Origin of the sequence: Nonomuraea harbinensis (genome assembly GCF_019396385.1) — a bacterium.
In the GTDB taxonomy this organism is placed as follows: Bacteria; Actinomycetota; Actinomycetes; order Streptosporangiales; family Streptosporangiaceae; genus Nonomuraea; species Nonomuraea ferruginea.
Genome location: NZ_JAHKRN010000046.1, coordinates 1 through 13,313, shown reverse-complemented (window position 1 = coordinate 13,313; position 13,313 = coordinate 1). Strand labels below are relative to the sequence as shown.

Here is a 13,313-nt window from a genome sequence, read left to right as displayed (position 1 = left end):
CGCTTTCCGGTGGCTTACCGTACCCGACCCCCTAAGGGGCGACTGCCTCTTTTGACACGTTGAGAATGGCCGCCCGGCGGCGATCAGCTCAGCGACGAGGCCGCGAGCGACGCCCCGAAAGCGACGAACACCGCACCGACACCCGAGGTCAGGCCCGCACTGAGCCGCCGCCGGGAACGGAACTGAGCGGCCAGGAAAGAGCCGCAGAAAATCAGCGCTGTGAGATAGAGCGCGCTGAACACCTGGATGATCGAGCCCAGGATGAGGAACGAGAGCGCGGGCGTGGCGTAACCCGGGTCGACGAACTGGACGAAGAACGACACGAAGAACAGGATCGCCTTGGGGTTGAGCAGGCTGATCGCCAGCGCCTTGCCGAACGGGCGCGGGGCACGCGACACCCGCTCGGGGCCGCTCGTCACGGCCGCGGCGACGTCCTTGTTGCGCCACGCGCGCCAGGCTCCCCGGATCATCTGGAGCCCCAACCAGGCCAGATAGACCGCGCCCGCGTACTTCACGATGGTGAACACCAACGGCGCGGAGCGCAGCAGCGAGGCGGCGCCCGCCGCGGACAGCAGCATCAGCACGGTGTCGCCGACGAACACCCCGCCCGCCGCCCGGTATCCCTGCCGCACGCCGTGCTGCGCGGCCTGGGCGAGCACGAACAGCGAGTTGGGCCCCGGCAGCAGGATGATCAGAAAAGCGCCGATGACGTACGTCCAGATATCTGTGATGCCGAAGAACATCCTGCCTCGCTCCAGGCCTGACACGGGGGTGACATTGCAGATTACCCCTACCGGGGAGGCGTAGATTGGGCCTTCCCCCGCACAGGGCGCCTCTTCACTCTCAGTTCAGGCGCGCGTCAACACCCGAGCCCGCGCGCTCTAGGAGGACGAGGTGCACCGCCGTTTGGTCATCCTGCTGGCCGCCCTGTCCCTGGTCTGCCTGACCGGCGCGACCGGGGCCGGGGCATCCGCCGAGCCACCCCCCAACAAGCAGTACCGCGTCCAGGGCCCGTCGAACGCGCAGGAACGCAGCGCGGTCGCGGCCACCGGCGCGGCCATCGACGAGGTGACGAAGGAGTCGGTCCTCATCACCGCCACGGAAGCCGAGGTCACCGCCATCAGGAACCTCGGTTACCGGGTCGCGGAGGTCCCGCGCCCGAGATCCACGTCCGATGCCGCGGCCGCTGACTTCCCGCCATCGGACTCCGCCTACCACAACTACGCCGAGATGATCGCGTACATCGACGACCTGGTCGCCGACCATCCGGGCATCGCGAGCAAGTTCTCGTACGGGACCTCGTACGAAGGCAGGCAGCTCGTCGGCGTCAAGATCAGCGACAACGTCGCGACGGACGAGGCGGAGACGGAGGTGCTGTTCACCGCCCACCAGCACGCCCGCGAGCACCTCACCGTCGAGATGGCGCTCTACATCATGGACCTGCTCACCGACGGGTACGGCAGCGACTCCAGGGTCACCTCCCTGGTGAACTCCCGCGAGATCTGGATCATGCCGGACCTCAACCCGGACGGCGGCGAGTACGACATCGCCACGGGCAGCTACCGGTCCTGGCGCAAGAACAGGCAGCCGAACAGCGGCACCTCCGCAGTCGGCACCGACCTCAACCGCAACTGGGGCTACCAGTGGGGCTGCTGCGGCGGCTCCTCCGGCTCGCCTTCCAGCGACACCTACCGGGGCCCGTCGGCCGAGTCGGCGCCCGAGGTCCGCGCCGTCGCGAACTGGGTACGCGGCCGCGTCGTCGGCGGCGTGCAGCAGATCAAGGCGCACATCGACTGGCACACCTACAGCGAGCTGATCCTGTGGCCCTACGGCTACACCTTCAACGACACCGCGCCAGGTCTGACGCTGGACGACAGGAACGCGCACGCCACCCTGGGCCAGAGCATGGCCTCGACGAACAGCTACACCCCCGAGCAGGCCAGCGACCTCTACATCACCGACGGCACCATCAACGACTGGCTGTGGGGCGTCTACAAGATCTTCAGCTACACGTTCGAGATGTACCCGACCGGCTCCAGCCCCGGCTTCTACCCACCCGACGAGCAGATCGTGCCGCAGACCACCCGCAACAAGGAGGCCACGCTGCGGTTCCTGGAGTACTCCGACTGCGTCTACCGGATCATCGGCAAGGAGTCCCAGTACTGCGGCACCGGCACTCCGCCGACGACCGTCTACTCGGACACCTTCGAGACCGCCACCGGCTGGACGGTCAACCCGAACGGCACCGACACGGCCACCCTCGGCCAGTGGGAGCGCGGTGACCCCGCCGCCACCTCCTCCTCGGGCCCCAAGCAGCTCGGCACCACGGTCAGCGGCAGCAACGACCTGGTGACCGGCCGCCTGGCCGGCAGCTCGGCGGGCGCGTACGACATCGACGGCGGCGTCACCTCGATCCAGTCGCCGCTGATCACGCTGCCCGCCGGCGGGACCACCAGCCTGTCGCTGTCCTGGTACCTGGCGCACGGGTCGAACGCGACCAGCGCCGACTACTTCCGGGTCAGGGTCGTGGGCAACACCACGGCGACCGTCTTCCAGCAGGCGGGCGCCGCGTCCGACCGGGACGCCGCGTGGAGCGTGGCCACCGCGGACATCAGCTCGTTCGCCGGGCAGACGGTGCGCATCCTCATCGAGGCCGCCGACCTGTCCACCGCCTCGCTCGTCGAGGCGGCGGTCGACGACGTCCGGATCACGCGGCAGAACTGAACCGTCCGTGCCCCCGCCACCCGGCGTGGCGGGGGCATCGGAGGCGGTGACGCATTGGGTCTTGTAAGCCCGGGGTGTCAAGGCTACGATCACGTCAACTCTTAGGAAACTTTCCTAACAGATCGGACCTCTTGACGGCTCGCGTCTGCCTCCGCGGGCCGTGCCGTGCGGCTTGCGCTCTCACCCCCCGGCGCAAGCCGCGCGGTACGCCACCGACAAGGACGACAATGTGAAAGCACGCGTGATCCTGGTCGTGCTCGCGACCCTCGCACTCGGACTCACCGCATCCCCCGCCCAGGCCGCCTCGGCGACCGCCGCCTTCACCAAGATGTCCGACTGGGGCACCGGTTTCGAAGGCAAAATCACCGTCACCAACGGCACCTCCAGCCCGATGAACGGCTGGAACGTCCAGTTCGACCTCCCGTCAGGCTTCTCGATCGCGTCCGCCTGGGACGCCACGCAGTCCAGGAACGGGCAGCACTACACCTTCACCAACCCCTCCTGGGCGCCCGCGCTCGCCCCCGGCGCGAGCGCGAGCTTCGGCTTCACCGGCAGCCCCGGCAACTTCCCCGGCATCACCGGCTGCACGCTCAACGGCGCGTCCTGCGACGGCGGCACCGTCCCGGGCGTCCCCGGCAGGCCCGGCGGTCTCACCGCGACGGGCGGCGCCGGCGCCATCACCCTGACCTGGACCCCCGCGAGCGGCGCCGTCGACGGCTACCGCGTCTACGAAGGCTCCGCTGTCAAGGCCGCTGTCAGCTCGGCCACCGCGACCATCACCGGCCTCGGCGCCTGCGAGACCCGCACCTACACCGTCCGGGCGCACAACGGCGCGGGCGAGTCGGCGCCCAGCGACCCCGCCACCGCCACCACCGCCGGCTGCGACCCCGGCGAGCCGGGGGAGGGGCTGCCCAAGCACTTCCTCACCGGCTACTGGCACAACTTCGTCAACCCCGCCACCGAACTGCGTCTGTCGGCCGTGCCCGACGAGTACGACCTGATCGCGATCGCGTTCGGCGAGGCCACCGCCACCCCCGGCGAGGTCGTCTTCGGCGTCGACCCGGGCCTGGCGAGCGCGCTCGGCGGCTACACCGACGCCCAGTTCAGGGCCGACGTCCGGGCGCTCAAGCAGCGCGGCAAGAAGGTCATCCTCTCCGTCGGCGGCGAGGCCGGGCGCGTGCAGGTCGCCAGTGCCGCCGCCGCGACCAGGTTCGCCGACTCCGTGTACGGGATCATGACGTCGTACGGGTTCGACGGCGTGGACATCGACCTGGAGAACGGGCTCAACGCCACCTACATGGCCCAGGCGCTCCGGGCGCTGCACGCCAAGGCCGGCTCCGGCCTGATCATCACGATGGCGCCGCAGACCATCGACATGCAGTCGACCGGGATGGAGTACTTCAAGCTCGCTCTGTCGATCAAGGACATCCTCACGGTCGTCCACATGCAGTACTACAACTCGGGCTCCATGCTCGGCTGCGACCAGGCGTGGGCGTACTCCCAGGGCTCGGTCGACTTCCTGACCGCGCTCGCCTGCATCCAGCTGGAGAACGGGCTGCGCCCCGACCAGGTGGCGCTGGGCCTGCCCGCCGGGCCGGGCGCCGCGGGCGGCGGCGTGGTCGCGCCCGCCGTCGTCAACCAGGCGCTCGACTGCCTGGCCACCCGCACCCGCTGCGGATCGTTCGTACCCCCGCGCGCCTACCCCGGGATCAGGGGCGCGATGACCTGGTCCATCAACTGGGACGCCACCCACAACTGGAACTTCTCGAAGACCGTCAAGCCGCACCTCCGAGGAATGTCATGAAATTTCGACGTATGTTCCTTGCGTTACTCGCCTCCCTCGCCATGACCCTCTCCGGCCTCGCCACCGTCGCCGCCCCCGCCGCGTACGGCGCGACGGCCGCCGCCTACGCGGCCTGGACGGCCTGGACCCCCTACACCGCCGGCACCCGCGTCACCCACAACGGCGTCGACTACGAGTGCCTCCAGAGCCACACCTCCCAGCCGGGCTGGGAGCCCAACGTCGTGCCCGCCCTGTGGAAGCAGGTCGGCGGCGGCAGCGGCGGGGACACCCAGGCGCCGTCCGTGCCGGGCAACCTGCGCTCGACCGGCGTCACCTCCAGCAGCGTCTCGCTCGCCTGGAACGCCTCCACCGACAACGTCGGCGTCACCGGCTACGACGTCTACCGGGGCGGCAGCCTGGTGACGACCGTCGGCGGCACCTCGTACACCGATACCGGCCGCGCGGCGAACACCAGCTACACCTATACCGTCAGGGCCCGCGACGCCGCCGGCAACCAGTCCGGCCACAGCAACTCCGTCACCGCACGGACCTCCACCGGCGGCCCTGACCCGGAACCGAACCCGAGCCGGATGCCCGGCGCCCCCTACCTCTGGATGGGCTGGGGCAACCCGCCCAACCCGGGCACCGTCATGGACGCGACCGGCGTCAAGTCGTTCACCATGGCGTTCATCCTGTCCAGCGGCGGCTGCAACCCGGCCTGGGACGGCCAGCGCCCCCTCACCGGCGGCGCCGACCAGCAGGCGATCAACACGATCAAGTCCAAGGGGGGCAGCGTCCAGATCTCCTTCGGCGGCTGGCAGGGCAACAAGCTCGGCCCGAACTGCGCCACCCCGCAGGCCTTCGCCGGCGCCGTGCAGCAGGTCATCAACGCGGTCGGCCCGGCCGTGGTCGACTTCGACATCGAGAACTACGACGAGTTCGAGAACTACACCGTGCAGGACCGCATCCTGAACGGCCTCAAGATCGTCAAGCAGAACAACCCGAACGTCAAGGTCGTCGTCACCTTCGGCACCAGCAGGACCGGCCCGAACGCCCACGGCGTCCGCCTGATCAACCAGGCCAGAGCGCTGAACGTGCCGATCGACAACTTCACGATCATGCCGTTCGACTTCGGCAGCTCCAACATCTACCAGGACACCGTCAACGCCTCGGAGGGCCTGAAGAACGCGCTCAAGAACGCCTACGGCTACACCGACGCGCAGGCATACGCCCGCATGGGCATCTCCGGCATGAACGGCCTGTCCGACCAGCAGGAACTGACCACCCCGCAGACGTGGACGCAGATCCGCGACTGGGCCAGGTCCAAGGGCCTGAACCGGCTCGCGTACTGGGGCGTCAACCGTGACCGCCCCTGCCCCGGCGGCGGGGTCGTCTCCAACTGCAGCGGCATCTCCCAGGCCGAGTGGGAGTTCACCCGCATCACCGCGGGCTTCTGACAAGACCCGAGCCCGGGGCGGCGGCCCCGCCCCGGGCTCACGGCAACCGCACGAGCTGGGTGGGCTTGAGCGGCACCCCCACCCCCGGCGGACGGTAGACCGGCAGCGCCTCCCCGTACTCGTACATCCAGGCGTGGTCCACCACCGTCCGCATCCCGGGCTCACCCGGCTCCGGCTCCTCCCGGGCCGGCTCCACCTGCCCGTCCGACAGCTTCGCCACCATGTCGGCGACCAGCCGCGAGTCCGGAGTGGCCAGATCGCACCGTTCGTCCGGCCCGATCAGCAGGTCCACCTGTGGCGGCAGCGGGTAGATCCACCGCGGCAGCGCCAGCACCCGCGGCGGCGGCGCCATCGGCAGCCCGCCGCGCACCGCGTCCAGCAGCACCGTCCGCGACGTCCGCCGGTCGAACATCCCGTCGGCCAGCGCCCAGCTCAACGCCCCCAGGTCCGCCCGGTCCTCGCCGCACGCGTGCAGCACCAGGTACGGCACGAGCGGCACGCCCGCCCCGCCCGACGCCTGCGCCCACCCCCGGCGGCAGCCGGTGAGCACGAGCAGCGCCAGCATCGCCCGGTAGGCGGTGTCGGCGTGCGGCGTGTCGAGCCAGCCGGGCACCACGATGCACCGCCCGCCCGTCTTCTCGGCCGTGACGCCCAGTTCCCTGGCCAGCTTCAGCGCCCGCGAGGCCGCCACCCCGGTGTGCGCCTCCTGCCAGCCGGGCGTGTACGGGGAGGTCTTGTCGTCGTAGCCGTCCGGCCAGCTGCCCGGCAGACCCGGCCGGGCCAGCCCGTACACCGCGAGCAGCAGGTCGAACACGGTCGTCACCAGGCCCTCGCCGTCGCGCACCGCCGGCACCCCGCGGCGCAGCACGCCCGGCCCCACGTCGAACCGCGGCAGCAGCACCTCCGTCGCCGCCGCCCCGTCGCCCCCGTACAGGCTGAGCCGCCCGGCGTCGCGGCCGAGCAGCCCGCCGGGCACCAGCCCGTCCTCCAGCTCGCGCAGCCGCACCAGGGCCGGCAGGTCGGTGCGCGCCATCGCGTGCGCGGCGAACGCCGGCCGGTCCAGGAAGAACTCCTTGAGCAGCACGTGCCCGACCGCCATGGCCAGCGCCCCGTCCGTGCCGGGCCGCACCACGAGCGTCTCGTCCGACAGCCGCGTCGGGTGCGGGCCGATGGCCACCACCTTCTGCCCCTTGTACCGGCCGGCGATCACCCACGGCGACCCGGGTGCGCGCACGTTCCTGTTGTTCTCACCCCAGAGAAGTACGTACGCGGCATTCGCCCAGTCCTCCGCCCGCGGCCCTTCGAAACGCGGGCCGAGCAGCTGCTCGGGCGCGCTCGACTGCTCGGTGAGCACCGCGCCGCCCATCCCGCGTACGAGCCCGGCCAGCGGCGAGGTCGCCAGCGCCGCCACCTGGTCGGCGCCGTGCTCGGACGCGGTGTGCACGATGGCCGCCGCGGCCAGCTCGGCGGCCGTCGCGTCGTCCAGGGAGACCCGGCGGCCACCCCGCGCCTGCCGGTAAACCTCAGAGTTCGCTGTGAGTTTCGCCCAGGCGGCGACCGGGTCATGCAGCCCTTCGCGCACCTCGAAATAGAGCCTGACCAGTGTCTGGTTGACTTCGGATCCCCCCATGCGAAAAGTTCAGCACAGACGGTCATGTTCTGACGCGTTACGACCCCGCATGTCGGAGATCCGGAAACAAAGCCGTGTGGCAGCGCGGAGGGGCGTAGGGCAGTCTAGGTCCCGCCATGGAAACTGCACTCCCTATCGCGATCATCCTCGTCACCGGCCTCGCGCTCGCCCTCGTCGCCCAGTGGCGCGACTGGCGACCGCCGCTCTGGGCCGCCCTGGCCGTCGGTGTGGTGGTCCGCGTCGTGCTGATGTTCTTCGCGGCGGGCGACGCCCATCAGCCGGTCGACTTCGTCAACAGCTTCAAACCGGCGGGCGAGGCCGTGCTCAACGGCCAGGACCCGGTCCTGGCCAGCAAGGGCGGCTGGCACTTCCTGCCGACGATCCCGTACGTGTACGGCATCCTGCTGTGGCTCGGCATCCCGTGGGAGTGGTCCGGCCGGATCGTCACCGTGGTGGCCGACATCGTGCTCATCCCGCTGGTGGCCAAGCTCGCCGGTGGGCCGAAGGCCTCGCTGCGCGCCTTCCAGTACGCGCTCAACCCGCTCGCGCTGATGGTCGCCTGCCTCCATGGCCAGGTAGAGCCGGTGGCGCTGGTGTTCGGGGTGGCCGCGTTCGTGGTCGCCCGCGGCCCCGGCGCCCCCACCCCACGGATGGACGTCATCGCCGTGACCAGGCGGGCGCTGGCCGACCACGGCTGGTCCGGTCTCCCCGGATGGGCGCTGCGCACGCTCGGGCAGGCGCTGAGGCCGGGCCCCGGTGACCGGGCGGGCCTCAAACGGGGCGCCTACGCCGGTCTGCTCATGGGCCTGGCGCTGTGCGCCAAGAGCTGGCCGATCTGGCTGGTCCCCGGCATGGTGCTGTTGCTGCCGCAGCTCCGGTCCCGGATCGTGGCGCTGTTCTGCACGGGCGCGGTGCCGCTCTTCTTCCTGGTGACGCTGCCCGTCTTCGCCGGCACCTCGATCAGCCAGATCCCCCAGGTCATCGACACCATCCGGGCCATCCGCCCGATCGTCGGCGAGTGGGGCTGGACCCCCCACTTCACCGGCGGCGACTGGGCGCTGCGCGCGGACCTGGCGACCTTCGGCACCTACCTGATCTACGCGTGCGTCGTGGCCGCGATCATCATCTGGTGGCGGGCCGACCCGATCGACATGACGCTGGCCATCCTGCTGATCTTCATGGTGGTCACGCCCAGGCTGGGCGCGCAGTACCTGCTCTGGTTCATGCCGTTCCTGGTCGCCCGGCCCACCCGGTTCGCCTGGCCGGCGATCATCGGGGTGTCGCTCTGGGCGGGCTACGGCTACCTCTACATGACCCAGTACAAGGACACCGCCTGGTGGCTCCTGCACCAGGACTGGTCGCGGGCGTCGATCGTGCTGCTGCCGGTCCTGCTGGCCGCGATGCCGTGGGGCCGGCGCAACCCGCCCGAGCACGAGACGGCCGGGCCCGCCGCTCCGACGGGCCCGGCACGCCTCACCTCACAGGTCTAGCCGGTCGTACACCGTGAGCCACTGGTCCGGGTGCACGTGGCCGACGACGGCGTCGCGGGCCACCCCGGCGGCGGCGAGGGCGGCGTCCACCCCGTCGTAGCGGGTCCTGAGCGAGGCGCGCAACGAACCGCCCACCCCGCTGAACCCCAGCTCCACCAGCCGCTGCCAGTCCCGCCCCGAGCCGACCAGCGGCGCCGGCCTGCGCTCGATCCGCAGGATCGCCGAGTCGACCGACGGGATCGGCCGGAAGCTCTCCCGGCCGATCCGGTCGCCCATCCGCCAGGAGAACCACGGCCACGACTCCACCGTGACCAGGCTCCACCGGCCGTAGCCGCCCGCCCGCTTGCGGGCGTACTCCAGCTGGGTGACCATCGTCGCCGAGGTCAGCGACCGGGCCCGCAGGCACCAGCCGACGATCCGCGACGTGGCCGAGTACGGGATGTTGCCCACCACCGCGAACGGCTCGCCCGGCGGGCGGGCCGCGGTGAAGTCGCCGCGCACCACCTCGACGCGCGGATCGTCGCGGGTGCGCGACCTGAGCCGGCCCGCCAGCCGCGGGTCGATCTCGTAGGCGACCACCCGCGCCCCCGCCGCGGCCAGCGCCAGGGTCAGCGCGCCCTCGCCCGCCCCCGGCTCCAGCACCAGGCCCTCGGGAGCGGCGGCCTTGACCACCAGCTCCAGGGCATGCCTGTCGGCCAGGAAGTTCTGGGAGAGCACGCGCCTCGCCCTGTCCCTGGGCGTGCGGCCGCCCGAGCTCCTGGCCTTCTTCTGCGTGTGTGAATGATTTCCGTGCGCGTAATCCTGCGCCACAGCTGCCCTTCCGGGTCCTCGAGTCGATGAATGGCTCGAAGGGCCCCGGGCGCGCCGCGGAACGCGCTCGACCGGTCGCGTCCGCTAGCGGGCCAGAGGCCGGCTGCGGCGAATGCGAACCGCGTAGAAGCAACCTGCGTGAAAGCAACACATGCGGCCGACCGTACGCAGGAGCGCTCGCCGACGGCAACCGAATAAGCCCGCGCGCCGCGTCCGATTCGTACAAGCGTCAGGCGGAACGGGGCGACTAGCGTGAACCGCATGGACGTTCTCCACCGTGCACACGGCTACCTGCTGACCCATGCCAGGCTCCTGGACCGGCTTCGCTTCGAGGCCCTGTTCGCGGGCGGCCCAAGGGATCGCGTCCTCGACACCCTGCGCTGCTACCAGAACCCCGACGGCGGCTTCGGCCACGCGCTCGAACCCGACCTGCGCGGCGCCGCCAGCCAGCCGGAGCCGGTCGAGATCGCGTTCTGGATCCTCGACGAGCTGGACGCCTTCGCCGACCCGATGGTCCGCTCCGCCTGCGACTACCTGCTGTCCGTCACCACCCCCGACGGCGGCGTGCCCTTCTGCCTCCCGACCGTCCGCGAGGCGCCGCGCGCGCCCTGGTGGGAGACCCCCGACGACCCGCCCGGCAACCTGATCCCCACCGCCTCGATCGCCGGCCTCCTGCACAAGCACGGCATCGACCACCCGTGGCGCGGACCGGCCACCGACTTCTGCTGGAGGAGCATCTCCGCCGTCGACAAGACCACCCCGTACGAGGCCCGCGCCATCGTCACCTTCCTCGACCTGGTGGACGACGAGGAGCGGGCGCGGTCGGAGTTCCAGCGGCTCAAGGACGCCATCCTGGCCACGGTCACCTTCGACCCCGAAGCTCCCGGCGACGCCCACTTCCCCCTGGACTTCGCCCCCAGCCCTCTACGGTTCCCCCTGTTCACCGAGGACGTGCTGGCCCGCCACCTGGACGCCCTGCTGGCGGCCCAGTCGGAGGAAGGCGGCTGGAACGGCAACTGGCCCATGTGGACCCCCGTGGTGGAGCACGAGTGGGGCGGCTACCTCACCATGGGACGTCTCAGGACTCTCCAGGCCTACGGCCGCCTCCCCACGTAGGGACAACCCCGCCCACGCGGGAATGTCGGTGAGCGGGCGTAGCGTGGAAGCATGTACGCCGAGTGGCCGCCGGAGCCCGCGCTCGCCGGGCGGATCGCCTGCCTGTGGCGGCAGGTGAGCGAGGACGACCGCACCCAGCTCGTCGTGCCCGACGCCTGCGTCGACCTCATCTGGGGCCCTTCCGGCCCGTTCGTGGCAGGCCCCGACACGGGCCCCGTGCCCACGTCGATGCGTGTGGGCGACATCTTCACCGGCATCCGCTTCAAACCCGGCGCGACGGGAGAGGTGTTCGGCGTCCCGCTGTCCGAGCTGCGCGACCAGCGCGTGCCGCTCGACGCGCTCGGCGCCCTCCCGCCCCTGGACGACGCCCCCGACCCCATGCCCGTCCTGCGCGCCGCGATCGCCGACCGCCTGCGCCGCACCCCGCCCTCCGATCCGGCCGCCCCCGCCGCCGCGGCCGCCCTCCGCCGGGGCGACAGCGTCCGCGAGGTCGCGTGGGAGCTGGGGCTGAGCGAGCGCCAGCTCCACCGCAGAAGCGTCGCCAGCTTCGGGTACGCGCCCAAGACCCTGCAGCGCATCGTCCGCTTCCAGCACGCCCTGCGTCTGGCCAGGTCCGGTGTCCCGCTCGCCGAGGTGGCCGCGGTCGCCGGCTACGCCGACCAGGCCCACCTGTCCCGCGACGTCAGGCGCCTGAGCGGCGTGACTTTGAGCCGGTTGGCCGCGTGACCGCCGGCGGCCTGTTGGAGATGAGCGCCCCCGCCCACGCCGCGGCCGGATCGCTGTCGATGAGCAGCGCCTTGGCCAGCAGGCTCAGCGGGATGGCGAGGATCGCGCCCAGCGGCCCGAGCACGAACGCCCAGATGATGAGCGAGAGAAACGTCATCGTCGTCGACAGCCCCACCGCGTCGCCGAGAAACTTCGGCAGGAGGAGCGACTGCGTCACCACGTTGAAGACCACGTACGCCGCGACGACCAGCAACATCTCACGCACCCCGGCGTCGAGCAGGGCCAGCGTGGCCGGCGGGACCAGCGCGATGACGAAACCGATGTTGGGGATGTAGTTCGCGATCAGCGCGAGCACCCCCCACAGGAGCGGCAGCGGCACCCCGATGAGATAGAGCGCGATCACGTCCAGGATGGCGTTGATCAGCCCGAACACGGTCGAGACGATCAGGTAGCGCCTGGTCTTGCGGGCGAACCGGCCGAGCGCCTCCACCAGCGCGACCTTCCTGCCCTCCCCGGAGTCGAGCACCCTGGCCGTGATGGGCGCGTCCAGGCACATCGCCAGCATCAGGACGACGATGAGGAACAGGGCGGAGAAGACGCCGATCACCCCGCCGAGGAGACTCTGCGCGATGCCGATCACCCGCGCCGGGTCGAAGCTGTCGATCGCCCGGTCGAGCTGCTCGCCGCTGATGCCCCTGGCGATGGCGAAGGCCCGTGCGTCGGTGAGGAGCTCCTCGAACCGCCTGGTGTACGCGGGCGCCAGCTCGCCGAGCTGCACCGCGGCCATCGTCAGCACCCCGGCCATGCCCAGCAGGACGAGCAGCATGATGAGGAACGGCACCGCGACCTGCAGCCACACGGACGCGCCGCGCCGGGCCAGCCACGAGCGCACCGGCGCCACGGCGATCACCAGCACCAGCGCCAGCACGAGCGGCCCGACGACGGACGACACCTCGCGCAGGCCGAACAGCACGATCAGCGCCCCGGCGATCCCCACCAGGATGATGAGCGCCCTCGGCGCGGACTGCTGGTTCACGCACGGTACGTACCCGTGTCGTCACGGTGACACCGAGGTGAACGCCGATTTGACGCCCAGGGGAGGCGTCCATACAGTTCTCCGTGTTCTGAACGGGCGAACCGGTCTCGTGCCGGCTCCCCGCCTCTGCTCTCCATCCTTTGATCAAGTGTCCGGTTGGACAAGGGTCGAAGTTCGGAGTAAGGTAGAGGGGTTGCCTCGGAGACGGGGCGGTTGCTGATATCTGCAGCTCGATGGGGTTCGCGTCAATTTGACACGAACTTGGGGGGCTGCGAAGATTGGTGACACAAAGACGAAATGAACGCCTCTTCGGCGGGGGCCGCTGGTCGGGTCTTGCCGGGGTGTACGCGTCCGTTTCTTGAGAACTCAACAGTGTGTTAAAAGCCAGTGCATGATGCACAACCCCGTCATGATTTTCTGTGACGGATTCCTTTTTGGTTGGGATTCAAATTCATTTTATGGAGAGTTTGATCCTGGCTCAGGACGAACGCTGGCGGCGTGCTTAACACATGCAAGTCGAGCGGAAAGGCCCTTCGGGGTA

10 protein-coding genes and 1 rRNA gene are annotated in these 13,313 nt (G+C 70.6%); 7 read left to right on the top strand and 4 right to left on the bottom strand.

What is annotated here, in order from left to right; genetic code table 11:
- Nucleotides 1-83 precede the first annotated feature (83 nt).
- On the bottom strand, nt 84-743 hold the full coding sequence (leuE, locus tag KME79_RS34320; protein WP_219549279.1) for a leucine efflux protein LeuE: 660 nt from the start codon (nt 741-743) through the stop codon (nt 84-86).
- Between the two features lie 151 nt (nt 744-894).
- Here leuE and KME79_RS34315 point away from each other — a divergent pair, with 151 nt between their 5' ends.
- The 3 genes from KME79_RS34315 (at nt 895) to KME79_RS34305 (ending at nt 5,964) form a co-directional block, all read left to right on the top strand.
- Entirely contained in the window at nt 895-2,724 is a 1,830-nt protein-coding gene (locus tag KME79_RS34315) for a M14 family metallopeptidase (protein WP_219549278.1), read from the top strand.
- Nucleotides 2,725-2,953: 229 nt separating this feature from the next.
- Nucleotides 2,954-4,528, top strand: coding sequence for a chitinase (locus KME79_RS34310; RefSeq protein ID WP_219549277.1), 1,575 nt, complete (start codon nt 2,954-2,956; stop codon nt 4,526-4,528).
- 11 nt (nt 4,529-4,539) lie between these two features.
- The gene (locus KME79_RS34305) at nt 4,540-5,964 is read left to right on the top strand and encodes a carbohydrate-binding protein (protein ID WP_246640898.1); all 1,425 of its coding nucleotides are present in this window, start codon (nt 4,540-4,542) and stop codon (nt 5,962-5,964) included.
- A 37-nt stretch (nt 5,965-6,001) separates the two neighbouring features.
- On the opposite strand, the gene KME79_RS34300 is transcribed toward KME79_RS34305, so the two are convergent.
- Nucleotides 6,002-7,594 carry a molybdopterin-dependent oxidoreductase gene (locus KME79_RS34300; RefSeq protein WP_219549275.1) on the bottom strand — a complete coding sequence of 531 codons (1,593 nt, stop codon included), beginning with the start codon at nt 7,592-7,594 and terminating at the stop codon, nt 6,002-6,004.
- A gap of 116 nt (nt 7,595-7,710) precedes the next feature.
- On the opposite strand from KME79_RS34300, the gene KME79_RS34295 reads away from it, so the two are divergent.
- Nucleotides 7,711-9,084 carry a hypothetical protein gene (locus tag KME79_RS34295; RefSeq protein WP_219549274.1) on the top strand — a complete coding sequence of 458 codons (1,374 nt, stop codon included), beginning with the start codon at nt 7,711-7,713 and terminating at the stop codon, nt 9,082-9,084.
- Here KME79_RS34295 and erm read toward each other — a convergent pair.
- Nucleotides 9,073-9,894: an ErmE/ErmH/ErmO/ErmR family 23S rRNA (adenine(2058)-N(6))-methyltransferase gene (erm, locus tag KME79_RS34290; RefSeq protein ID WP_148033723.1), complete on the bottom strand. Its 822-nt coding sequence runs from the start codon at nt 9,892-9,894 to the stop codon at nt 9,073-9,075. The two genes, KME79_RS34295 and erm, sit on opposite strands and share 12 nt — an antisense overlap.
- 261 nt (nt 9,895-10,155) lie before the next feature.
- Between erm and KME79_RS34285 the strand changes: the two genes are divergently transcribed.
- Both KME79_RS34285 and KME79_RS34280 read left to right on the top strand, forming a co-directional pair.
- Entirely contained in the window at nt 10,156-11,010 is an 855-nt protein-coding gene (locus tag KME79_RS34285) for a prenyltransferase/squalene oxidase repeat-containing protein (protein ID WP_219549272.1), read from the top strand.
- Between the two features lie 51 nt (nt 11,011-11,061).
- Complete coding sequence (locus KME79_RS34280; protein WP_219549270.1) at nt 11,062-11,736, top strand: helix-turn-helix transcriptional regulator; 675 nt, start codon at nt 11,062-11,064, stop codon at nt 11,734-11,736.
- Here the strand turns inward: KME79_RS34280 and KME79_RS34275 are convergent.
- Nucleotides 11,693-12,772, bottom strand: coding sequence for an AI-2E family transporter (locus KME79_RS34275; protein WP_261808782.1), 1,080 nt, complete (start codon nt 12,770-12,772; stop codon nt 11,693-11,695). The two genes, KME79_RS34280 and KME79_RS34275, sit on opposite strands and share 44 nt — an antisense overlap.
- 455 nt (nt 12,773-13,227) lie before the next feature.
- On the opposite strand from KME79_RS34275, the gene KME79_RS34270 reads away from it, so the two are divergent.
- A 16S ribosomal RNA gene (locus KME79_RS34270) occupies nt 13,228-13,313 on the top strand; the annotation flags it as partial.

Bases quoted from the DNA above. Each gene is read 5' to 3' on its own strand.
- leuE (WP_219549279.1), bottom strand. From the start codon at position 743: ATGTTCTTCGGCATCACAGATATCTGGACGTACGTCATCGGCGCTTTT.
- KME79_RS34305 (WP_246640898.1), top strand. From the start codon at position 4,540: ATGTTCCTTGCGTTACTCGCCTCCCTCGCCATGACCCTCTCCGGCCTC.
- KME79_RS34300 (WP_219549275.1), bottom strand. From the start codon at position 7,594: ATGGGGGGATCCGAAGTCAACCAGACACTGGTCAGGCTCTATTTCGAG.
- KME79_RS34295 (WP_219549274.1), top strand. From the start codon at position 7,711: ATGGAAACTGCACTCCCTATCGCGATCATCCTCGTCACCGGCCTCGCG.
- KME79_RS34285 (WP_219549272.1), top strand. From the start codon at position 10,156: ATGGACGTTCTCCACCGTGCACACGGCTACCTGCTGACCCATGCCAGG.
- KME79_RS34280 (WP_219549270.1), top strand. From the start codon at position 11,062: ATGTACGCCGAGTGGCCGCCGGAGCCCGCGCTCGCCGGGCGGATCGCC.